Source organism: Streptomyces sp. NBRC 110611 (assembly GCF_001590865.1).
GTDB lineage: Bacteria > Actinomycetota > Actinomycetes > Streptomycetales > Streptomycetaceae > Streptomyces.
In genome coordinates this window covers 108496-128575 of the sequence record NZ_BBUY01000005.1, presented here as the reverse complement: position 1 = coordinate 128575, position 20080 = coordinate 108496, and the positions used below count along the sequence as shown (strand labels likewise).

Below are 20080 nucleotides of genomic sequence, written 5' to 3'. Positions count from 1 at the left end.
CGGTCTTCGCTGTAGGACCGACCACCTCCACGGGAGAAATTCATGCCTCCGAAGGGCCGTACGGCCGGCGCCAAGAAGGTGCGCCGCAAGGAGAAGAAGAACGTCGCCCACGGGCACGCTCACATCAAGAGCACGTTCAACAACACGATCGTCTCGATCACCGACCCGACCGGGAACGTGATCTCTTGGGCCTCGGCCGGCCACGTCGGCTTCAAGGGCTCGCGCAAGTCCACCCCCTTCGCCGCGCAGATGGCTGCCGAGTCGGCCGCCCGCCGCGCGCAGGAGCACGGCATGCGCAAGGTTGACGTCTTCGTCAAGGGCCCGGGCTCGGGCCGCGAGACCGCCATCCGTTCGCTCCAGGCGACCGGCCTCGAGGTGGGCTCGATCCAGGACGTGACGCCGACTCCGCACAACGGGTGCCGCCCCCCGAAGCGGCGCCGGGTCTGATCACCGGCTGATCTAGGAGACAAATAAACAATGGCGCGTTACACCGGGGCCGACTGCAAGCGTTGCCGTCGGGAGAAGCAGAAGCTCTTCCTCAAGGGGAGCAAGTGCGAGAGCGCGAAGTGCCCGATCGAGATCCGTCCTTACCCCCCGGGTGAGCACGGACGCGGGCGCACCAAGGACAGCGAGTACCTGCTCCAGCTTCGTGAGAAGCAGAAGTGCAGCCGTATCTACGGTGTCCTTGAGAGGCAGTTCGTTGGCTATTACAAGGAAGCGAACCAGAAGACCGGCAAGACCGGTGAGAACCTTCTGCGCATCCTTGAGACCCGCCTCGACAACGTGATCTACCGGGCCGGCTTCGCCAAGTCCCGCGATCACGCCCGTCAGCTGGTCCGCCACGGACACATCACCGTCAACGGGAAGAAGAACAACATCCCGTCGTCGCGTGTCGCCGCCAACGACATCATCGAGGTCCGCGAGAGCTCTCGGAACCTGACCCCCTTCCAGGTGGCTCAGGCCGAGGCCGGCGAGAAGACAATTCCGGCCTGGCTGGAAGCGATCCCCTCGCAGCTGCGGATCCTCGTGCACAGCCTGCCCGAGCGCCAGGTGATCGACACCCAGGTGCAGGAGCAGCTGATCGTCGAGCTCTACTCGAAGTAGGGCTCGCGCTCACACGCTGGCAGGTCGGGCGGTACGGAGCCGATGGCGTCGTACCGCCCGTACCCTTGTCAGTACAGCGGGCGTCAAATAGCGGGCGCCCACGACTGAAGGACCGAAAAACATGCTGATCGCTCAGCGTCCCTCGTTGACCGAAGAGGTCGTCGACGAATACCGCTCCCGGTTCGTGATCGAGCCGCTGGAGCCGGGCTTCGGCTACACCCTCGGCAACTCCCTCCGCCGTACGCTCCTCTCCTCGATCCCCGGCGCTGCTGTCACCAGCATCCGGATCGACGGTGTCCTGCACGAGTTCACCACCGTGCCGGGCGTCAAGGAGGACGTCACCGACCTGATCCTCAACATCAAGCAGCTGGTCGTCTCCTCGGAGCACGACGAGCCGGTCGTGATGTACCTGCGCAAGCAGGGCCCGGGCCTGGTCACCGCCGCCGACATCGCCCCGCCGGCCGGTGTCGAGGTGCACAACCCCGACCTGGTCCTGGCCACCCTGAACGGCAAGGGCAAGCTGGAGATGGAGCTGACCGTCGAGCGCGGTCGCGGCTACGTCTCCGCCGTCCAGAACAAGCAGGTGGGCCAGGAGATCGGCCGGATCCCGGTCGACTCCATCTACTCGCCGGTGCTCAAGGTCACCTACAAGGTCGAGGCGACCCGTGTCGAGCAGCGCACCGACTTCGACAAGCTGATCGTCGACGTCGAGACCAAGCAGGCCATGCGTCCGCGCGACGCCATGGCGTCGGCCGGCAAGACCCTGGTCGAGCTGTTCGGTCTGGCCCGCGAGCTCAACATCGACGCCGAGGGCATCGACATGGGCCCGTCCCCGACGGACGCCGCCCTCGCCGCCGACCTGGCGCTGCCGATCGAGGAGCTGGAGCTCACCGTCCGCTCCTACAACTGCCTCAAGCGTGAGGGCATCCACTCCGTGGGTGAGCTCGTGGCGCGCTCCGAGGCGGACCTCCTGGACATCCGCAACTTCGGTGCGAAGTCCATCGACGAGGTCAAGGCGAAGCTGGCCGGTATGGGCCTGGCCCTCAAGGACAGCCCGCCCGGATTCGACCCGACCGCCGCCGCTGACGCCTTTGGCGCCGACGACGACGCGGACGCGGGTTTCGTGGAGACCGAGCAGTACTAGAGCTCGGGCTTGACGGCCGGATTGTGACTGCGGGCCCGCTGTGGCGGGTCGCGCAGTTCCCCGCGCCCCTGATGGGGCGCTGGTTGTTGCCGGTGAGCAGCCGCTCATCGGGTCCTGACCCCGGTACCTGATACGGCCGGGGCAGATACCAAGGAGAAAGAACATGCCGAAGCCCGCCAAGGGTGCTCGTCTGGGCGGCAGCGCCTCGCACGAGAAGGCCATGCTGCGCAACCTGGCCACCTCGCTCTTCGAGCACGGCCGCATCACGACGACCGAGGCCAAGGCCCGTCGTCTGCGTCCGTACGCGGAGCGTCTGGTGACCAAGGCGAAGAAGGGCGACCTTCACAACCGCCGTCAGGTCATGCAGCTGATCTCGGACAAGAGCGTCGTCCACACGCTCTTCACCGAGATCGCGCCGCGTTACGCGGAGCGTCCGGGTGGCTACACCCGTATCACCAAGATCGGCAACCGTCGTGGCGACAACGCCCCGATGGCGGTCATCGAGCTGGTCGAGGGCGAGATCGCCAAGAAGGCGACCGTCGCCGAGGCCGAGGCCGCCGCCAAGCGCGCGGTCAAGGAGGCCGACGAGGCCAAGGCCGCCGAGGCGGCCGAGGAGTCGAAGGACGCCTGAGGCACCCCCTCGTGAGCGGGTCCGTCCCTTCGGGGGCGGGCCCGCTTCGCGTTGCCGCGGGCCTGAGAGGATTGCTTACGTGAGTGACAAGGTGGAGCCCGGGTACGTCCGGGTGCGGCTGGACCTTTCCTATGACGGCAAGGACTTTTCCGGGTGGGCCAAACAGGCCCACGGGCAGCGGACCGTCCAGGGGGAGATCGAGGACGCGCTGCGCACCGTGACGCGGTCCTCGGAGACCTACGAGCTGACCGTGGCCGGGCGGACGGACGCCGGAGTGCACGCGCGCGGCCAGGTGGCGCATGTGGATCTCCCCGAGGCGCTGTGGGCCGAACACCGGGAGAAGCTGCTCAAGCGGCTCGCCGGGCGGCTCCCGAAGGACGTACGGGTCTGGTCCGCGGCCGAGGCGCCGGACGGTTTCAACGCGCGCTTCTCGGCGATCTGGCGGCGCTACGCGTACCGGGTGACCGACCACCCCGGGGGCGTCGACCCGCTGCTGCGCGGCCATGTGCTCTGGCACGACTGGCCGCTGGACGTGGACGCCATGAACGAGGCGGCCCGCGCCCTGCTGGGGGAGCACGACTTCGCGGCGTACTGCAAGCGGCGGGAGGGCGCCACCACCATCCGTACGCTCCAGGAGCTGAGCCTGGAGCGGGGTGCGGACGGGATCGTCACGGCGACCGTGCGGGCGGACGCCTTCTGCCACAACATGGTGCGGTCGCTGATCGGCGCGCTGCTGTTCGTCGGCGACGGGCACCGGCCGCCGGAGTGGCCCGGGAAGGTGCTGGCGGCCGGGGTACGGGACTCCGCGGTGCATGTCGTACGGCCGCACGGGCTGACGCTGGAGGAGGTCGGCTACCCGGCCGACGACCTGCTGAGGGCCCGCAACAAGGAGGCCCGCAACCGGCGGACCCTGCCGGCCCCGTCCGGCGCCGGGACCGGCTGCGTCACCTGCGACTAGGGCGCTTTTCCCGGCTGGGGCCCGCCGGCCTCAGGAGCCCTGCCCGGCCTTCCGCTGTGCCTCCTTCAGCTGCTGCTCGGCGGCCTTGGCGGCCTGGTCCTTGCCGCGCTGGGCGATCCGGGTGAAGGCGTAGGAGCCGGCGTCCTTGGAGATCTGCCGGACGGCGGCGTCGCCGCTGGTGACGTCCGTGCCGTCGAGGTGGCCGGCGATGGTGAAGTAGGTGTAGCGGCCGGTGGCGTTGGTCGTCATCTGGCACTTACTGCCCTGGCAGAAGCCCGACGGGACACCGCTGCCGGGCAGCGGCATCAGGTTCGGCCGGTTCTCGTTCATGACCTTGGTGGCCTGGGCGGGGGAGTCGAAGACCGCGACACCGATGGTGACCGCCACACCGTCCTTGGCGTACGTGGCGCGCAGCAGCTGCTTGCAGCCGTTGTGGGAGAGCGACGAGACCAGCGCGCCCTGGACGCCGGCGGTGCAGTCCCCGGTGCCGGCGGTCTCGGTGCGCGGGTAGCTGTGCTCGCCGACGACCATGCTCTTCTGCGGGAAGAGGGTGGCGGGCGTGAGCGGCGCGGTGTCCTTCCTGGGGTCGGAGATGTAGTCGTGCGGGTTGGGCGGGGGCGGCACGGACACGTCGGGGAAGGACGGCTTGTCGTCCGGGACGGCCTGGCCGGACGAGCTGGGCGCGGCCGTCGGACCCCCGCCCGGCGCGTCACTGCCGCTGGAGATCACGGCGGCGGCGACGATACCGGCCACCGCGAGGGCGGCCAGCGCCCCGCCGCCGATCCACAGCCAGCGTTTGCGGCGGGTGCGCGCCTCGCTCTCCTCGGCGAGTGCGTCCCAGTCCGGCGTGGACGAAAATGATCCCCCGGGGCCGTCGAAGGGCCCGCCTTGCCCGAAACTCATGGCGCGCATATTAATCCGCTTGGTGGAACGCCAGGAGCCCGGCCAGAATCGCGCCCATGGGACATCTGGAAGCCGGGCACCTGGAGTACTACCTGCCGGACGGGAGAGCCCTGCTGGGGGATGTGTCCTTCCGGGTGGGGGAGGGGGCCTCGGTCGCGCTGGTGGGGGCCAACGGCGCCGGCAAGACGACGCTGCTCCGGCTGATCGCGGGGGAGCTGCAGCCGCACGGCGGGGCGGTGACGGTCAGCGGCGGGCTGGGGGTGATGCCGCAGTTCGTGGGCTCCGTACGGGACGACCGTACGGTCCGTGACCTGCTGGTTTCGGTGGCTCAGCCGCGGATCCGGGCGGCGGCCGCGGCGGTGGACGCCGCCGAGCTGGCCCTGATGTCCGCCGAGGGCGACGACGAGCCGGCGCAGATGGCGTACGCGCAGGCGCTGAGCGACTGGGCGGAGGCCCGCGGGTACGAGGCCGAGACGGTCTGGGACATGTGCACCATGGCCGCGCTGGGGATGCCGTACGAGAAGGCCCAGTGGCGCCAGGTGCGCACACTCTCCGGGGGCGAGCAGAAACGCCTGGTCCTGGAGTCGCTGCTGCGCGGCACGGACGAGGTGCTGCTGCTGGACGAGCCGGACAACTATCTGGACGTCCCCGGCAAGCGCTGGCTGGAGGAGCAGCTGCGGCAGACCCGTAAGACGGTGCTGTTCGTCTCGCACGACCGGGAGCTGCTGGCCCGCGCCGCGGAGAAGATCATCAGCGTCGAGCCGGGCCCGGCGGGGTCCGACGTCTGGGTGCACGGCGGCGGCTTCGGCACCTACCACCAGGCCCGCAAGGAGCGCTTCGCCCGCTTCGAGGAGCTGCGGCGGCGCTGGGACGAGGACCTCGCCAAGCTGAAGCAGCTGGTGATCATGTACAAGCAGAAGGCGGCCTTCAACTCGGATATGTCCTCCCGCCTCCAGGCGGCGCGCACCCGGCTGCGGAAGTTCGAGGAGGCCGGGCCGCCGCAGGAGCCGCCGCGCGAGCAGGACATCCGGATGCGGCTGCGCGGCGGGCGGACCGGTGTCCGCGCGATCACCTGCGAGAAGCTGGAGCTCAGCGGCCTGATGAAGCCGTTCTCCCTGGAGATCTTCTACGGCGAGCGGGTCGCGGTCCTCGGCTCCAACGGCTCGGGCAAGTCGCACTTCCTGCGGCTGCTGGCGGGCGAGGAGGTCGCGCACCAGGGCGCCTGGAAGCTCGGCGCCCGGGTCGTCCCCGGCCACTTCGCCCAGACGCACTCCCACCCGGAGCTGCTGGGCCGCCCCCTCCTCGACATCCTGTGGACCGAGCACGCCAGGGACAAGGGCCAGGCGATGTCCGCACTGCGCCGCTACGAGCTGGAGAAGCAGGCCGAGCAGCGCTTCGAGCGCCTCTCCGGCGGCCAGCAGGCCCGCTTCCAGATCCTGCTCCTGGAGCTGGCCGGCACCACCGCCCTTCTCCTGGACGAGCCGACGGACAACCTGGACCTGGAGAGTGCCGAGGCTCTGCAGGAGGGGCTGGAGGCGTATGAGGGCACGGTGCTGGCTGTGACCCACGACCGGTGGTTCGCCAGGAGCTTCGACCGCTTCCTGGTGTTCGGCGCGGACGGCCGGGTGCGCGAGGCCGCCGAGCCGGTGTGGGACGAGCGGAGGGTGGAGCGGCGGCGGTAGGGCTGTGAGGGGGACAGCAGGGCGATTTTGACCCCGCCGGGGGCCGCCCGGTATTCTGCTGGTTCGTTATGCGTATTGGCTTGCTCTATCTCACGTGAGGGGCCTTACGCCGGTCCACCGGGCCGATAACCAGCAGCGGACGACCGGGTTGCGTCACCCGTAGCGCCGACAGCTGTGTGATCAGCCGAGGTGGCCCAGTACAGGCCCATTCACCACAGAAGCGAAGGCTAAGACGTGCGTACGTTCAGCCCCAAGCCCGGCGACGTCCAGCGCCAGTGGCACATCATTGACGCGCAGGACGTTGTCCTGGGCCGCCTGGCCAGCCAGGCCGCGTCCCTCCTGCGGGGTAAGCACAAGCCGGTGTACGCCCCTCACGTTGACACGGGTGACTTCGTCATCATCATCAACGCCGACAAGGTGCACCTGTCCGGCAACAAGCGGACCCAGAAGATGGCCTACCGTCACTCCGGCTTCCCGGGTGGTCTGCGCTCCGTCCGCTACGACGAGCTGCTGGACAAGAACCCGGAGAAGGCCGTCGAGAAGGCCATCAAGGGCATGCTCCCCAAGAACACCCTCGGCCGTCAGATGCTCTCGAAGCTGAAGGTCTACGCGGGCGCCGAGCACCCGCACGCTGCGCAGCAGCCGGTCCCGTTCGAGATCACCCAGGTCGCGCAGTAAGTCCGGCCACCCCCTAAGACGACAGAGAATCTGAGGAGCATCGTGGCTGAGACCACCCCCGAGACCCCGCTGGACGAGGTCGAGGTCGAGCAGTACACCACCGAGACCGAGGTTCCGCTGGAGGGCGAGTACACCTCCGAGTCCCTCGCGTCCCGCTTCGGTGAGCCGCAGCCGGCCGCCGGCCTGGGCCGCCGCAAGAACGCCATCGCCCGCGTCCGGATCGTCCCGGGCACCGGCCAGTGGAAGATCAACGGCCGCACCCTCGAGGGCTACTTCCCCAACAAGGTGCACCAGCAGGAAGTCAACGAGCCCTTCAAGGTGCTCGAGCTGGAGGGCCGCTACGACGTCATCGCCCGCATCGCCGGCGGCGGCATCTCCGGCCAGGCCGGTGCGCTGCGCCTGGGCGTGGCCCGTGCGCTGAACGAGGCGGACGTCGACAACAACCGCGGCCCGCTGAAGAAGGCCGGCTTCCTCAAGCGCGACGACCGTGCGGTCGAGCGCAAGAAGGCCGGTCTGAAGAAGGCCCGTAAGGCGCCGCAGTACAGCAAGCGCTAATCGCGCGCTGCACTCATGCAGCTCCGGCGAACGCCCCGGTGGCACCTCCGTGCTGCCGGGGCGTTCGGCTATCCGTACCAGGTGCGTACACCTGGGGCGTACACCTGGGACCTGGGGCGTATACCTGGACCGAGGCCCTGGTCCAAGCACGACAACTGGGAGGACACCAGTGGGACGACTCTTCGGCACGGACGGTGTGCGCGGCGTCGCCAACGCGGACCTGACGGCGGAGCTGGCGCTCGGCCTGTCGGTCGCCGCAGCACATGTGCTCGCGGAAGCAGGCACCTTTGAGGGGCACCGGCCGGTGGCCGTGGTCGGGCGGGATCCGCGGGCGTCGGGGGAGTTCCTGGAGGCCGCGGTCGTCGCGGGGCTGGCGAGCGCGGGTGTGGACGTCCTGCGGGTGGGCGTGCTGCCCACCCCGGCGGTCGCGTACCTGACCGGCTCGCTCGGCGCGGACCTCGGCGTGATGCTCTCCGCCAGCCACAACGCGATGCCCGACAACGGCATCAAGTTCTTCGCCCGTGGCGGTCACAAGCTCGCCGACGAGCTGGAGGACCGGATCGAGGAGACCTACCGCGCGCACAGCTCCGGCGAGCCGTGGCAGCGGCCGACCGGCGCGGGCGTCGGCCGGGTCACCGACTACGACCAGGGCTTCGACAACTACGTCGCGCACCTCGTGGGCGTACTGCCCAACCGTCTCGACGGCCTGAAGATCGTCATCGACGGGGCGCACGGCGCGGCCGCCCGGGTCTCCCCGGAGGCGTTCGCCCGGGCCGGTGCCGAGGTCGTCACCATCGGCGCCGAGCCCGACGGCCTCAACATCAACGACGGCTGCGGCTCCACCCACCTCGCGAAGCTGCGCGCGGCGGTCGTCGAGCACGGCGCCGACCTGGGTGTTGCCCACGACGGTGACGCGGACCGCTGCCTGGCCGTGGACCACGAGGGCAACGAGGTCGACGGCGACCAGATCCTGTCGGTCCTGGCGCTCGGTATGCGCGAGGCCGGGACGCTGCGCGAGAACACCGTCGTCGCCACCGTCATGTCCAACCTGGGCTTCAAGCTGGCCATGGAACGTGCGGGCATCGCCTTCGTACAGACCGGGGTCGGCGACCGGTACGTCCTGGAGGAGATGAAGGCGCACGGCTTCGCGCTCGGCGGCGAGCAGTCCGGCCACGTCATCGTCCTCGACCACGCCACCACCGGCGACGGCACGCTGACCGGTCTGATGCTGGCGGCCCGGGTCGCCGCCACCGGCCGCTCGCTCGCCGAGCTGGCGGGCGTCATGGAGCGGCTGCCGCAGGTCCTCATCAACGTCCCGGACGTCGACAAGTCGCGGGTGGCCACCTCGTCCGCGCTGAACGCCGCGGTCACCGAGGCGGAGCGGGAGCTGGGCTCGACGGGCCGGGTGCTGCTGCGACCGTCCGGCACGGAGCCGCTGGTCCGGGTCATGGTCGAGGCCGCCGACAGCGAGCAGGCGCGGGCCGTGGCGGAACGCCTGGCCGACGCGGTGAAGTCCGCACTGGGCTGACGATCCCGTCCGGATCCCTGCGGTCCCGGGCCCGGCCCCGCGCTCGTCGGCGCGCGGCCGGGCCCGCAGGCTGTGGAGGTCAGAGCTTCCGCAGCGACAGCCGCTGCACCTTGTGGTCCGGCCCCTTGCGCAGTACCAGGTTCGCCCGGCCCCGCGTCGGCGCCACATTCTGCTGGAGATTGGGCTTGTTGATGGTCCGCCACATCATCCGCGCGTAGTCCAGCGCCTCGTCCTCCGACACCTGGGTGTACTTGCGGAAGTACGAGAACGGGTTCTGGAACGCGGTGTCCCGCAGCTTCCGGAAGCGGCCGAGGTACCAGCGCTCGATGTCCTCGGCCCGCGCGTCCACGTAGACCGAGAAGTCGAAGAAGTCGGCGAGCCCGAGCCGGGTCCGGCCGTCCTTCCCGGGCAGCGCCGGCTGGAGGACGTTGAGGCCCTCGACGATGAGGATGTCCGGGCGGTGCACGGTCATCCGCTCACCGGGCACGATGTCGTAGATCAGATGCGAGTAGACCGGGGCGGTGACCTCGGCCCGGCCCGACTTCACATCCGCCACGAACCGGGTCAGGGCCCGCCGGTCGTACGACTCGGGAAACCCCTTACGGGACATCAGACCGCGCCGGTGCAGCTCCGCGTTGGGGAACAGGAACCCGTCCGTGGTGACCAGCTCGACCCGCGGATGCTCGGGCCAGCGGGCCAGCAGCGCCTGGAGCAGGCGGGCGGTGGTCGACTTGCCGACGGCCACACTGCCCGCGACCCCTATGACGAAGGGTGTGCCGGGCTGCGATCCCTGGCCGCCGCCGTCCGCGTCGCCGAGGAAGGTGTTCAGCGCCCCGCGCAGGTTACTGGTCGCCCTCACGTAGAGGTTGAGCAGGCGGGAGAGCGGGAGGTAGACCTCGCGCACCTCGTCGAGGTCGATGACGTCGCCCAGGCCGCGCAGCCGCTCGACCTCCTCGGCCGTCAGGGGCAGCGGGGTCTTCTCCCGCAGGGCGCTCCACTGCGCGCGCGTCAGGTCGACGTACGGCGAGCCGTCGGTGCGGCGCCGTTGCTGCGGATCGGTCGTCAAGGCCACGCGCCCATTCTCCGCAGCCGCCCTACGCCGTTCATGCCGGGGTGCCCGACCGCGGCCTCCGGGCGGCAGGGGGCCGGTCAGCTCAGGGCCGGCGGGGTCCAGGCGGCGTGCCGCAGGATGGTGCGGACGGTCGCGCCGGACGGCGCCAGACGGAACGCGAGGTTGCGGACGGCGATGCCCAGCGGGTGCGTCATCTGCTGGCCCATCCGACCGGCCTGACGGGCGGCGCGGGCGACGGACTGGCTGCGCGGGCGGCGCTCGGCGTCGTAACGGGCCAGTGCCGCTGCCACGGTGGGCTCGGTGGCGAGCGCGGCGGCGAGTGTGACCGCGTCCTCCAGCGCCTGGCAGGCGCCCTGGCCGAGGTTGGGGGTCATGGCATGGGCCGCGTCACCGAGCAGGACGATCCGGCCGGCGGCGAAGGCGGGCAAGGGCGTCACCAGCTCGTGGATGTCGTGGTGGAGGACCGCATCGGGCCGGGTCGCGTCCAGCAGCGCGGGGATCGGATCGTGCCAGTCGCCGAACCGGCGGCGCACCTCGGCGAGCGCATCCGCATACCGCACACCGGGCGGCGAGTTGAGCACCGCGTGCCACTCGGCCCGGCCGTCGACGAACGCGATGTGACCGAACTCGGCGCCCGGCCCCCAGGTCAGCTCGAAGTCGGTCGCCGGCTCGACCGGGTGCTCGGTGAGGGCGCGCAGGACGGTGGACCCGCTGTAGGCCGGTCCGGGGTGGTGGGGGAACAGCTGGGTACGCAGCCGGCTGTTGAGTCCGTCCGCGGCCACGACGAGATCGGCCTCCAGGACGTCGTCCCCGGTATGTACGCGTACCCGGGTGTGCTCGGAACGGTCGACGGACGTCACCTCGGCACCGGTGACCAGGCACCCGGGCGGCAGCGCCGCGCGCAGCAGGCGGTGCAGCACGGCGCGGGGGATACCGACGATGGGCGTGCCCAGTGCGCGTTCCAGCGCGTCCCCGTCCATCCGGGCCAGCCAGCCGCCGCCGGGGACCCGGGTGCCCCCGGTGTACTGGGGCCGCGCCGCCGCGCGCACCGCCTCGCCGACACCCAGGGCGTCCAGGGCGTGGACGCCGTTGGCGTGCAGGGAGATGCCCGCGCCGGCGTCGTCGAGGACGGCGGCGCGTTCGACGACCGTCACCTCCCAGCCGATCCGTCGCAGGCCGATCGCGGCGGCCAGTCCGCCGATGCCGCCGCCGACAATCACCGCACTACCGCCGTTCACGCCCGCCCCTCTCGACTTTCTACATCTGTAGAAGGAGCGTACTCCTCCCCTCTACAGGTGTAGAAAGGGGGGATGCCCACCGATCGACGGACCGTCCTCGCCGACGCGGCCATCACCGTGCTCGCGGAGGCCGGGATCCGAGGACTGACCCACCGCGCCGTGGACCGGGCGGCGAACCTGCCGCCCGGCACCACGTCCGCCTACTTCCGCACCCGCCAGGCGCTGCTCATCGCACTGGTCCGGCGCCTGGTCGCACTCGACCAGGCGGAACTCCAGGCGACCGGCGAGCGCACGCCGGTGCCGCGGACCGCGGCGGAACTGGCGGCCGGTCTCGCCGCCTTCGCCGAGCGGCGGCTCACCGGAGAAGGGCGGCGGCGCACCCTCGCCCGCTACGCCTGTGCCATCGAGAGCGTGCACCATGTCGAGCTGCGGGAGATCCTCGTGTCCCGCCGGAACGTGGCCCGGCAGGTTGTGCGCGACTTCCTCGCCGCGCAGGGCCTCACGGACGCCGACGAGCGCACCGTCACCTTGCTGACCTGCGTCGACGGTCTGATCTTCGACCGCTTGGTGGGCGGGGGCGGCGGGAGCGTGTCCGCCGCGGAGATCCACAGGCTGGTGACCGCGGCACTGCACTGACTCACACCGACTCCGCACTGGCTCCTCGCCGACTCCGCAATGCCTTTCAAGCCAGGAATTCACCCCGATATCCGCCAGTGGTCACGAATTCCCTGCCGAGGCGCCCGTCATCTTGTTGTACTGTCATGCAGTTTGCCCAATACGGCCCGAGTGACAGCAGGCTCTCGGGCCACGGGCCGAGCACACAACAGGGGGATATGAGGGTGGGTGCGCGAGCGCGTAAAACTGCTCTGCTGCGACGGATACGCCGGCGGAAGGCCCCGTCAGCGGCCGCCCGGGCGGCCGAGGCACACGCGGCCCGGGTCCATGCCGACCTGGCCGACGAACTCCCGGACGGTCACCTCGACGACCTCGGCGAGGACCAGGACCTCGGGGACTTCCTGGATGGCCACACGCCGCCCGCCGGCCCCGGCGCGGACCCGGAAGCCCACGAGGAACTCCTGGAGCAGGTCCGCGAGGCCCGCCACCGGATAGCGCGCGGCTACTGACGGGGCTCCGGGGCCCGGAGGCTACCGCCGGGGGCCGCCACCGGCCGGTGACGCCGAGGTCAGGGTGATCACGGTGCTGGTCCCGAGGGGGCCGTCCGTCGGGATGGTGCGCTTGGTGTGCGGCCGGTTCCCGACCAGCCGTGCCAGCCCGGCCGCGTCCGGCTGAAGCCGCCCGCGCTCGAAGACGACGAAGCTGATCTTCACGCCAGGCGGCGGGGACATCTCCCGGTACTGGGCGTAGGTGACCGCGTCGCAGCCCGAGTACCAGCCGAGTTCGGGTTCGTACCCGGTGACCAGCAGGCACGGTCCGTCGGCGGAGAGCTGCCGGGCGACCGGGACCGTGGAGTGGGCCAGGCTGGTGGGGCCGGGCATCGCCCCGTGCGCAACCACCTGGGCGGTCCCGAAGACCGTGACCCCGGCCAGCGCGGCGACGGCGCACAGCACCCGCGGAGCCGAGCGGCCGCTCAGCTCGGCGAGGTAGTCCACGCCGAGCGTGGTGAGCAGGATGACGGGCAGGTAGACGAAGCGCGGTTCACCGTCGGTCGCCACGCCCAGGATGACGAAGATGAGCACCGAGGCGGTGCCGAGGAGGGCGCGCCGCCGCGCCTCCGCAGACAGACGTCCAGGACCTTCCGGACGTTCTGAAAGTTCTGGACGTTCACCCTGCGCCTTGCGGGCTCGGCGTATCCCGCGGAACGCGAGCCAGGCCGCCACGAGACCCGCCGCCATGACGATGGCGCCGAGGTCGCCGGCCAGGCGGTACGGGAAGATCGCCAGGTAGTAGACGAGCCCGTCGCCGATGTAGTCGCGGTTGGCCTGGTCGGTGGCGTACAGGATGACGCCGAGGGGGGAGCCGGTCTCGTGGATGGCGTAGAGGAAGTGCGGTACCAGCCCGGCGAGGACGATGAGGACGGCGGCGACCAGGCGCCGCCACTGCGCGAGCCAGGCGCGCGGGCCGTACACGACGACCGCCGCGAGCGCGATCGCGACGAGGTTCCCGACCACCCCGTACCGCAGGTAGAACGCCGCCAGGATCACGAACGGCACGAGGAGCAGGGCCCGTGACCGCGGCTTCTCCTGCGCCCGTATGAGGAGGAAGACGACGATCAGCAGGAGCCCCGTGCTGCCGATGTCGTTGAGGAACTCGGGGACGCGGCGCAGGAAGCCGAGCCCGCTCAGGAGCAGCAGCAAGATCACGACGGCGCGCCGCGGGGTGGTCCAGCGGCTGGCGACCACGTACGTCACACCGAGGGTGAAGAGCGCCAGGACGAGGGCGACGGCCCGCAGCGCGCCGACGTCGTCGTGGAAGGCGAGCGCGATGCGCCCGAGCGCCGGGAGGCCGACGGGCCGGTAGACGCCCCACCCCGCGTCAGGGGTGCCGTCCTGCCACGATCGCGCCTTGTTCGCGTAGACGGCCTCTTCGTGCCCGATATAGGGCTCGTCGTCCTGTAGCGCCGCCCACAGGCCCGCGGCCAGCGCCAGGATCGCGACGGCGCAGGCCCAGGGCGGCACCCGCCGCGCGACGCTGACGGCTTTCGCCCAGCCGCCCGACCCCGATCCCGACCCCGATCCCGACCCCGATCCCGATCCGGCCCCCGCACCGAAAGCCCTCGGCCAGTAAGGCCGGGCGAGCATCCAGGCCGGTGCCGCGCCCAGCAGGTAGGGCCACGGCTGCCAGCCCGGCAGCCAGCCTCCCAGGCCGGCGATCAGCAGGATCTGCTGCAGGGCCGCGGCCCCGGTCAGCACCAGCGCGGCACCGAAGGCCACCCGCCGCCACGGGGCGGGCGCCGGGTCCTGCCCGGAAGACGTGTCGGGCCGGGTGCCCTCCGCCGAAGCGGATCCAGCGGCCGGCTGTCTGCCCGGATGCGGGGATATGTCATCGTCCATAGGGACACCATTGTCCCGGCTGCCGGCCCCGCCGCGACCAGCGGCAGCGCGGACAGCCACGTACCGCTACCCGCCCCTGCGCGCTCCGCGCCTGGATCACAGGGAGGGGAAGGTGAGGGGCATGGAAGCGAACAGCATCGCTCCGGCACCCAGGACCAGGAACTGCGTCACGCCGGCGACCCAGCATCGCAGGTAGAGCAGTCCACCGCCGCTGACGACGGAGCCGCCCAGCAGAATCCAGATCGCCGTCCGCGCGACGTCGGGGGCTTCGGGCTCCCTGTTCGGCGAGTAGCCGTCCGCCCACCCGGTGATCCCGTACCCGTACAGCAGCCACCCGACGAGCAGAATGTCGAGGACGAGCAGGGCGATGGCCACCCCGATGTCCGTTCCTCGCGATGGTCCAGTTTTGCCTTGCATGTCCGTCACCGTGACGAAGATCGAGCACGAGGGCATGAGTAGCCGTACCTATTTCGCCCGGTCCCGGGGCTGTTTCTCCTGCCGTCGCAGGGTCTCGGCGAGTTGCGGGGCTTGTTCCGTGCCCCGCGCCCCGGTGCCGATCAACGTCGCTTGACGAGCCAGACCACGAGGCCGACGATTCCGGTCGCGCCGAAGACGGCCGTCTTCGCCGTCAGGAAGCCGAGGCCGGGGGGCCGCCAGTCCAGCTTCCCCGCCGCGTACCAGATCAGCACCGCGATCCCTATGGCCAGGAGCGTGGCTGGTATGAACCGCCGGGAATCGTGGCCCTGTTGTGCGGAGACATCGCTCTCGCTGCTCTCACTGCTCTCCTTCATGCGCTGATGTTATGGGGAAGCGCGCGAGGCACGGCCGCTGTCGAGGCGTCGTGACCTGCCGTGCGCACGTATGCGCGTCATATGCCCCTTTGGGATGGGTGTGGGCACATGCTCTGTTCGGGGCTGATGTGTCGTGCTGTTCTGGTCTTGCTCCCGGAAACAAGGGAGTTGTCCAGAGAGAGGGGTGGCCGTGAGACTCAAGAGAGAGCGGAGAGGGCGGAGAGAGCGGAGGGGGCGTAGGTTCGGCGTCATCGCCGCCGTGGGGGCAGCGGTGCTGATGTTGTCGCAAGGAACGGCATTCGCGGCCGACGACTGGCCCAGCGGCTGGGAGGCAGGCCCGAGCGGCACCGTGGCCCCGGGGTCCGTGGGCCAGCTTCATCCGTGGGCCTATTGCAGTCGGCTGTGGCCGGAGACGGAGCCGTGCGACTACAGCAGCTACCACCACCTTGAGGTTTCCGCCCTCAACGACGCAGAGATCCTCAACAGCGTGGGATCGTCCATCGCCTTGGTTCGGTCCAGCACAGGTGAACAGGTGGGCACCTGCACGGTGAATGACTCCACGCACATTCGTTGTGGCCTCAGCGGCAGTGGATCGGTGGATGCCGGCGAGCAACTGAGCACTCGTGACGCTGTCGTCTTCAAGGCGTCGACGAGCGCCTGTACCCCCACGCTCCAGATCGAATGGTTCAACAGCTCGGATCCTGACGAAGAGTCCACGGCGGTGCTCATGTCATACGGCGTTTGCGGCTCGCGCTGATATCCGCAGGACGGGCCCGCCGATCGCGGGCCCGTTTCCTGCGCCACACCCACCCCGCGCCCCGGCTCGAAGTCGGGGGAGTCGTTGGTGCTCGTGGCACGATGGCTCGGGCGCGATCATCGGGTCCGAAGGGGTTTGTATGTGCGGCATCGTGGGATACGTGGGCGGGCAGAGCGCCCTTGAGGTGGTGCTGGCCGGGCTGAAGCGGCTGGAGTACCGGGGGTATGACTCGGCGGGGGTCGCCGTGCTCGCCGACGGAGGGCTGGCGGCCGCGAAGAAGGCGGGGAAGCTGGCCAACCTGGAGAAGGAGCTGGCGGACCGTCCGCTGCCGACCGGGTCGACGGGGATCGGGCACACGCGGTGGGCGACCCATGGCGGGCCCACGGACGAGAACGCGCATCCGCATCTGGACAACGCCGGACGGGTCTCCGTCGTGCACAACGGGATCATCGAGAACTTCGCCGGACTGCGGGCCGAGCTCGCAGAGCGGGGGCATCGGCTGGTCTCGGAGACGGACACCGAGGTCGTGGCGCATCTGCTGGCCGAGGCGTACTCGTCGTGCGGGGAGCTGGCCGAGGCGATGCGGCAGGTGTGCCGGCAGCTGGAGGGCGCGTTCACGCTGGTCGCGGTGCACGCGGACGAGCCGGATGTGGTGGTCGGGGCGCGCCGGAATTCGCCACTGGTGGTCGGCGTGGGGGACGGTGAGGCGTTTCTCGCGTCGGATGTGGCGGCGTTCATCGCGTATACCCGGGAAGCGGTCGAGCTGGGGCAGGACCAGGTGGTGGAGCTGCGCCGGGACGGGGTGGCGGTCACCGACTTCGACGGGGCGCCGGCGGAGGTGCGGGAGTACCACGTCGACTGGGACGCGTCGGCCGCCGAGAAGGGCGGTTACGACTACTTCATGCTGAAGGAGATCGCGGAGCAGCCGAAGGCGGTCGCCGACACGCTGCTGGGGCGGATCGACGTGTCGGGGGTGCTGTCCCTGGACGAGGTGCGGATCGCGCCGGCGGTGCTGCGCGAGGTCGACAAGGTCGTCATCGTGGCGTGCGGGACGGCGTATCACGCGGGGATGATCGCCAAGTACGCGATCGAGCACTGGACGCGGATTCCGTGCGAGACGGAGCTGGCGAGCGAATTCCGTTACCGGGATCCGATTCTGGACCGGCGGACGCTGGTGATCGCCATCAGTCAGTCCGGCGAGACCATGGACACCCTGATGGCCCTGCGGCATGCGCGCGAGCAGGGCTCGAAGGTGCTCGCGATCTGCAATACGAACGGGTCGACGATTCCGCGGGAATCGGACGCGGTGCTGTACACGCACGCCGGGCCCGAGGTCGCGGTGGCGTCGACGAAGGCGTTTCTGACGCAGCTGGTCGCCTGTTATCTCGTGGCGCTCTACCTCGCGCAGGTGCGGGGGACGAAATGGGGCGACGAGATCCGGGACGTGGTGCGGGAGCTGGCCGCGATCGGGACGCAGGTCGAGCAGGTGCTCGGCACGATGGAGCCGGTAAGGGAATTGGCCCGCGGGCTGGCCGGTAAGAACACGGTCCTCTTCCTCGGGCGGCATGTGGGCTATCCGGTGGCGCTGGAGGGCGCGCTGAAGCTGAAAGAGCTCGCGTATATGCACGCGGAGGGGTTCGCGGCCGGTGAGCTGAAGCATGGGCCGATCGCGCTGATCGAGGACGATCTGCCGGTGGTCGTCGTGGTGCCGTCGCCGCGCGGGCGGTCGGTGCTGCACGACAAGATCGTGTCGAATATCCAGGAGATCCGGGCGCGTGGGGCGCGGACGATCGTGATCGCGGAGGAGGGGGACGAGGCGGTGGTGCCGTACGCCGATCACCTCGTACGGATTCCGCGGACGCCGGTGCTGCTCCAGCCGCTGGTGTCCACCGTGCCGTTGCAGGTGTTCGCCTGTGAGTTGGCCACCGCGCGCGGCAACGAGGTCGATCAGCCGCGAAATCTCGCCAAGTCGGTGACGGTGGAGTGATGCGGAATCCTGCCGGGTTCGGTGAAGGTTTCGGCGACGGCTTCGGTGACGGTTTCGGTGACGGGGGAGTGAGCGCGTGATTATCGGGGTCGGGATCGATGTGGCCGAGATCGACCGGTTCGGCGCGGCGCTGGACCGTACGCCGGAGCTGGCGCACCGGTTGTTCATCCCCTCGGAGCTGATGCTGCCGAGCGGGGAACGGCGCGGTGTCGCCTCGCTGGCCGCACGGTTCGCGGCCAAGGAGGCGGTGGCCAAGGCCCTGGGCGCGCCGGGCGGGCTGCACTGGACGGACGCCGAGGTCTACGTCGAGGACAGCGGACGGCCGCGGCTGCGGGTGCGGGGCACGGTCGAGGCGTGCGCGGCGGCGCTGGGCGTGCGGTCGTGGCACGTGTCGCTGAGCCATGACGCCGGCGTCGCGTCCGCCGTGGTGATCGCCGAGGGGTAGCGCGAGGGATCAGACTGGTCCCATGAGGACTGGATACAGCGTTCAGACCGTACGGGCCGCCGAGCGGGAGCTGATGGCCCGGCTGCCCGAAGGGGCCCTGATGCAGCGGGCGGCGGCCGGACTGGCCGTCGCCTGCGGGCAGTTGCTGGGGCGGGTGTCCGGCGCCCGGGTGGTGCTGCTGGTGGGCAGCGGCGACAACGGCGGGGACGCGCTCTACGCCGGGGCCCGGCTCGCCCGGCGCGGGGCCGGGGTGGTGGCCGTACTGCTCTCGCCCGGGCGGGCGCACGAGGGCGGGCTGGCCGCGCTGCGCCGGGCCGGCGGGCGGGTGTCGGACGATCCGCCGCGGGACGTCGCCTGGGCCGATCTGGTCGTGGACGGGATCGTGGGGATCGGCGGGCGCGGCGGACTGCGCCCCGAGGCCGCGCGACTGGTCCGGGCGGCACGGGAGTCGGCGCTGGTGGTGGCGGTCGATCTGCCCAGCGGGGTGGACGCGGACAGCGGCGAGGTGTCCGGGGACGCCGTATGGGCCGATGCGACGGTCACGTTCGGCACGTACAAGCCGGGGCTGTTGATCGATCCGGCCCGGGAACGGGCCGGGGCGCTGCGGCTGGTGGACATCGGGCTCACGCTGCCGGACGGCGCGGCCGAGGTGGAGGCGCTGCAGCATCCGGAGGTGGCGGCGCTGCTGCCGCGTCCGTCCGCGGAGAGCGACAAGTACCGCCGGGGTGTGGTCGGGGTGGTCGCCGGCTCGGCGCGCTATCCGGGGGCGGCGGTGCTGGCGGTGGCCGGTGCGCTGCGCGGTGGTGCGGGGGCCGTGCGGTACGTCGGGCCGGCCGCGGACGCGGTGCTGGCGCGGTTCCCGGAGACGCTGGTGCACGCCGGGCCGCCGCACCGGGCGGGCCGGGTGCAGGCCTGGGTGGTCGGGCCGGGCCTCGGCGACGAGTCGGGCGCGCTGGAGGACGTGCTCGCGTCGGATGTGCCGGTGCTGGTGGACGCGGACGGGCTGCGCTTCCTGACGCCGGAGCGGATCCGGGCGCGGACCGCCGAGACCCTGCTGACCCCGCACGCCGGGGAGGCGGCCGCGCTGCTCGGGTGCGGGCGGGACGAGGTCGAGGCGGCCCGGCTGGCATCCGTACGGAAGCTGGCGGCGCGCTATGGCGCCACGGTGCTGCTCAAGGGCTCGACGACGCTGGTGGCCGGGGAGCGCGGGCCGGTGCGGGTGAACCCCACGGGGACCAGCTGGCTGGCGACGGCGGGGAGCGGGGATGTGCTGTCGGGGCTGACCGGCTCGCTGCTCGCCGCGGGCCTCGGCGCGCGCGACGCCGGTTCGGCCGGTGCGTATCTGCACGGTCTCGCCGGGCGGCGGGCCGCCGGGCTGCCGGTCGGTGTGCCGTGTCTCGCCTCGGAGATCGCGGAACATCTGGACGCTGCCTGGCTGGATGTGACGGACGGCCCGACGGATTGACGGGTGAACGGAAGGCCCGATGGATTGCCGGGAGAGGGACGGGCCAACGGACTGACGGGTGAGGGAAGGGCCTGACCCGTCGGACGGTCTCCGGGGGGACGGCGCGGTTACGCCCGGCGGGGGAATGGCCG

At 70.9% G+C, this 20080-nt stretch carries 21 protein-coding genes; 15 read left to right on the top strand and 6 right to left on the bottom strand.

Annotated elements, in window-relative coordinates; genetic code table 11:
- Positions 1 to 42: 42 nt before the first annotated feature.
- The 5 genes from rpsK to truA all read left to right on the top strand — a co-directional run bounded on the left by rpsK (position 43) and on the right by truA (position 3837).
- On the top strand, positions 43 to 447 hold the full coding sequence (gene rpsK / locus AZE13_RS13885; RefSeq protein ID WP_004571845.1) for a 30S ribosomal protein S11: 405 nt from the start codon (positions 43 to 45) through the stop codon (positions 445 to 447).
- Positions 448 to 477: 30 nt separating this feature from the next.
- A complete protein-coding gene (gene rpsD / locus AZE13_RS13880) occupies positions 478 to 1104 on the top strand; it encodes a 30S ribosomal protein S4 (protein ID WP_066930839.1) in 627 nt (208 codons plus the stop codon).
- A 121-nt stretch (positions 1105 to 1225) separates the two neighbouring features.
- Positions 1226 to 2248 carry a DNA-directed RNA polymerase subunit alpha gene (locus tag AZE13_RS13875; protein WP_003956430.1) on the top strand — a complete coding sequence of 341 codons (1023 nt, stop codon included), beginning with the start codon at positions 1226 to 1228 and terminating at the stop codon, positions 2246 to 2248.
- A gap of 163 nt (positions 2249 to 2411) precedes the next feature.
- Positions 2412 to 2879, top strand: a complete 468-nt coding sequence (rplQ, locus tag AZE13_RS13870) for a 50S ribosomal protein L17 (RefSeq protein WP_066930837.1) — start codon at positions 2412 to 2414, stop codon at positions 2877 to 2879.
- 79 nt (positions 2880 to 2958) lie between these two features.
- The gene (gene truA, locus AZE13_RS13865; protein ID WP_066930835.1) at positions 2959 to 3837 is read left to right on the top strand and encodes a tRNA pseudouridine(38-40) synthase TruA; all 879 of its coding nucleotides are present in this window, start codon (positions 2959 to 2961) and stop codon (positions 3835 to 3837) included.
- Between the two features lie 30 nt (positions 3838 to 3867).
- On the opposite strand, the gene AZE13_RS13860 is transcribed toward truA, so the two are convergent.
- Entirely contained in the window at positions 3868 to 4740 is an 873-nt protein-coding gene (locus tag AZE13_RS13860) for a hypothetical protein (RefSeq protein WP_066930833.1), read from the bottom strand.
- Between the two features lie 56 nt (positions 4741 to 4796).
- On the opposite strand from AZE13_RS13860, the gene AZE13_RS13855 reads away from it, so the two are divergent.
- The 4 genes from AZE13_RS13855 (at position 4797) to glmM (ending at position 9183) form a co-directional block, all read left to right on the top strand.
- Complete coding sequence (locus AZE13_RS13855; RefSeq protein ID WP_066930831.1) at positions 4797 to 6422, top strand: ABC-F family ATP-binding cassette domain-containing protein; 1626 nt, start codon at positions 4797 to 4799, stop codon at positions 6420 to 6422.
- A 234-nt stretch (positions 6423 to 6656) separates the two neighbouring features.
- Entirely contained in the window at positions 6657 to 7100 is a 444-nt protein-coding gene (gene rplM / locus AZE13_RS13850; protein WP_030062877.1) for a 50S ribosomal protein L13, read from the top strand.
- Positions 7101 to 7142: 42 nt separating this feature from the next.
- Positions 7143 to 7655, top strand: coding sequence for a 30S ribosomal protein S9 (rpsI, locus tag AZE13_RS13845; protein WP_066930829.1), 513 nt, complete (start codon positions 7143 to 7145; stop codon positions 7653 to 7655).
- A 169-nt stretch (positions 7656 to 7824) separates the two neighbouring features.
- Entirely contained in the window at positions 7825 to 9183 is a 1359-nt protein-coding gene (gene glmM, locus AZE13_RS13840; RefSeq protein ID WP_066930827.1) for a phosphoglucosamine mutase, read from the top strand.
- A 79-nt stretch (positions 9184 to 9262) separates the two neighbouring features.
- On the opposite strand, the gene coaA is transcribed toward glmM, so the two are convergent.
- Both coaA and AZE13_RS13830 read right to left on the bottom strand, forming a co-directional pair.
- Positions 9263 to 10255, bottom strand: a complete 993-nt coding sequence (gene coaA, locus AZE13_RS13835) for a type I pantothenate kinase (RefSeq protein ID WP_066930825.1) — start codon at positions 10253 to 10255, stop codon at positions 9263 to 9265.
- A 77-nt stretch (positions 10256 to 10332) separates the two neighbouring features.
- Complete coding sequence (locus AZE13_RS13830) at positions 10333 to 11493, bottom strand: FAD-dependent monooxygenase (RefSeq protein WP_066930822.1); 1161 nt, start codon at positions 11491 to 11493, stop codon at positions 10333 to 10335.
- A 72-nt stretch (positions 11494 to 11565) separates the two neighbouring features.
- Here AZE13_RS13830 and AZE13_RS13825 point away from each other — a divergent pair, with 72 nt between their 5' ends.
- Both AZE13_RS13825 and AZE13_RS33990 read left to right on the top strand, forming a co-directional pair.
- Entirely contained in the window at positions 11566 to 12129 is a 564-nt protein-coding gene (locus AZE13_RS13825; protein ID WP_066930820.1) for a TetR/AcrR family transcriptional regulator, read from the top strand.
- Between the two features lie 203 nt (positions 12130 to 12332).
- Complete coding sequence (locus tag AZE13_RS33990) at positions 12333 to 12617, top strand: hypothetical protein (protein ID WP_398780149.1); 285 nt, start codon at positions 12333 to 12335, stop codon at positions 12615 to 12617.
- 21 nt (positions 12618 to 12638) lie between these two features.
- Here AZE13_RS33990 and AZE13_RS13815 read toward each other — a convergent pair whose 3' ends face one another.
- The 3 genes from AZE13_RS13815 to AZE13_RS13805 form a co-directional block, all read right to left on the bottom strand.
- The gene (locus tag AZE13_RS13815; RefSeq protein WP_107288339.1) at positions 12639 to 14504 is read right to left on the bottom strand and encodes a glycosyltransferase family 39 protein; all 1866 of its coding nucleotides are present in this window, start codon (positions 14502 to 14504) and stop codon (positions 12639 to 12641) included.
- A 96-nt stretch (positions 14505 to 14600) separates the two neighbouring features.
- Positions 14601 to 14921, bottom strand: coding sequence for a DUF6234 family protein (locus tag AZE13_RS13810; RefSeq protein ID WP_066931390.1), 321 nt, complete (start codon positions 14919 to 14921; stop codon positions 14601 to 14603).
- Positions 14922 to 15061: 140 nt separating this feature from the next.
- Positions 15062 to 15295 (bottom strand): hypothetical protein, encoded by a 234-nt coding sequence (locus AZE13_RS13805; protein WP_066930814.1) that lies wholly within the window; start codon positions 15293 to 15295, stop codon positions 15062 to 15064.
- A 259-nt stretch (positions 15296 to 15554) separates the two neighbouring features.
- On the opposite strand from AZE13_RS13805, the gene AZE13_RS13800 reads away from it, so the two are divergent.
- The 4 genes from AZE13_RS13800 to AZE13_RS13785 all read left to right on the top strand — a co-directional run bounded on the left by AZE13_RS13800 (position 15555) and on the right by AZE13_RS13785 (position 19949).
- Positions 15555 to 16052, top strand: coding sequence for a hypothetical protein (locus tag AZE13_RS13800; RefSeq protein WP_066930812.1), 498 nt, complete (start codon positions 15555 to 15557; stop codon positions 16050 to 16052).
- Between the two features lie 139 nt (positions 16053 to 16191).
- Positions 16192 to 18039, top strand: coding sequence for a glutamine--fructose-6-phosphate transaminase (isomerizing) (gene glmS, locus AZE13_RS13795; RefSeq protein ID WP_066930810.1), 1848 nt, complete (start codon positions 16192 to 16194; stop codon positions 18037 to 18039).
- Positions 18040 to 18115: 76 nt separating this feature from the next.
- On the top strand, positions 18116 to 18484 hold the full coding sequence (locus AZE13_RS13790; protein WP_066930807.1) for a holo-ACP synthase: 369 nt from the start codon (positions 18116 to 18118) through the stop codon (positions 18482 to 18484).
- A 22-nt stretch (positions 18485 to 18506) separates the two neighbouring features.
- On the top strand, positions 18507 to 19949 hold the full coding sequence (locus AZE13_RS13785; RefSeq protein WP_066930805.1) for a bifunctional ADP-dependent NAD(P)H-hydrate dehydratase/NAD(P)H-hydrate epimerase: 1443 nt from the start codon (positions 18507 to 18509) through the stop codon (positions 19947 to 19949).
- Positions 19950 to 20080 lie beyond the last annotated feature (131 nt).

Excerpts from the sequence above, each read along its gene's own strand:
- rpsK (WP_004571845.1), top strand. The coding sequence starts at position 43 with ATGCCTCCGAAGGGCCGTACGGCCGGCGCCAAGAAGGTGCGCCGCAAG.
- rpsD (WP_066930839.1), top strand. The coding sequence starts at position 478 with ATGGCGCGTTACACCGGGGCCGACTGCAAGCGTTGCCGTCGGGAGAAG.
- AZE13_RS13875 (WP_003956430.1), top strand. The coding sequence starts at position 1,226 with ATGCTGATCGCTCAGCGTCCCTCGTTGACCGAAGAGGTCGTCGACGAA.
- rplQ (WP_066930837.1), top strand. The coding sequence starts at position 2,412 with ATGCCGAAGCCCGCCAAGGGTGCTCGTCTGGGCGGCAGCGCCTCGCAC.
- AZE13_RS13860 (WP_066930833.1), bottom strand. The coding sequence starts at position 4,740 with ATGAGTTTCGGGCAAGGCGGGCCCTTCGACGGCCCCGGGGGATCATTT.
- AZE13_RS13855 (WP_066930831.1), top strand. The coding sequence starts at position 4,797 with ATGGGACATCTGGAAGCCGGGCACCTGGAGTACTACCTGCCGGACGGG.
- AZE13_RS13825 (WP_066930820.1), top strand. The coding sequence starts at position 11,566 with ATGCCCACCGATCGACGGACCGTCCTCGCCGACGCGGCCATCACCGTG.
- AZE13_RS13815 (WP_107288339.1), bottom strand. The coding sequence starts at position 14,504 with ATGGACGATGACATATCCCCGCATCCGGGCAGACAGCCGGCCGCTGGA.
- AZE13_RS13810 (WP_066931390.1), bottom strand. The coding sequence starts at position 14,921 with ATGCAAGGCAAAACTGGACCATCGCGAGGAACGGACATCGGGGTGGCC.
- AZE13_RS13805 (WP_066930814.1), bottom strand. The coding sequence starts at position 15,295 with ATGAAGGAGAGCAGTGAGAGCAGCGAGAGCGATGTCTCCGCACAACAG.
- glmS (WP_066930810.1), top strand. The coding sequence starts at position 16,192 with ATGTGCGGCATCGTGGGATACGTGGGCGGGCAGAGCGCCCTTGAGGTG.
- AZE13_RS13785 (WP_066930805.1), top strand. The coding sequence starts at position 18,507 with ATGAGGACTGGATACAGCGTTCAGACCGTACGGGCCGCCGAGCGGGAG.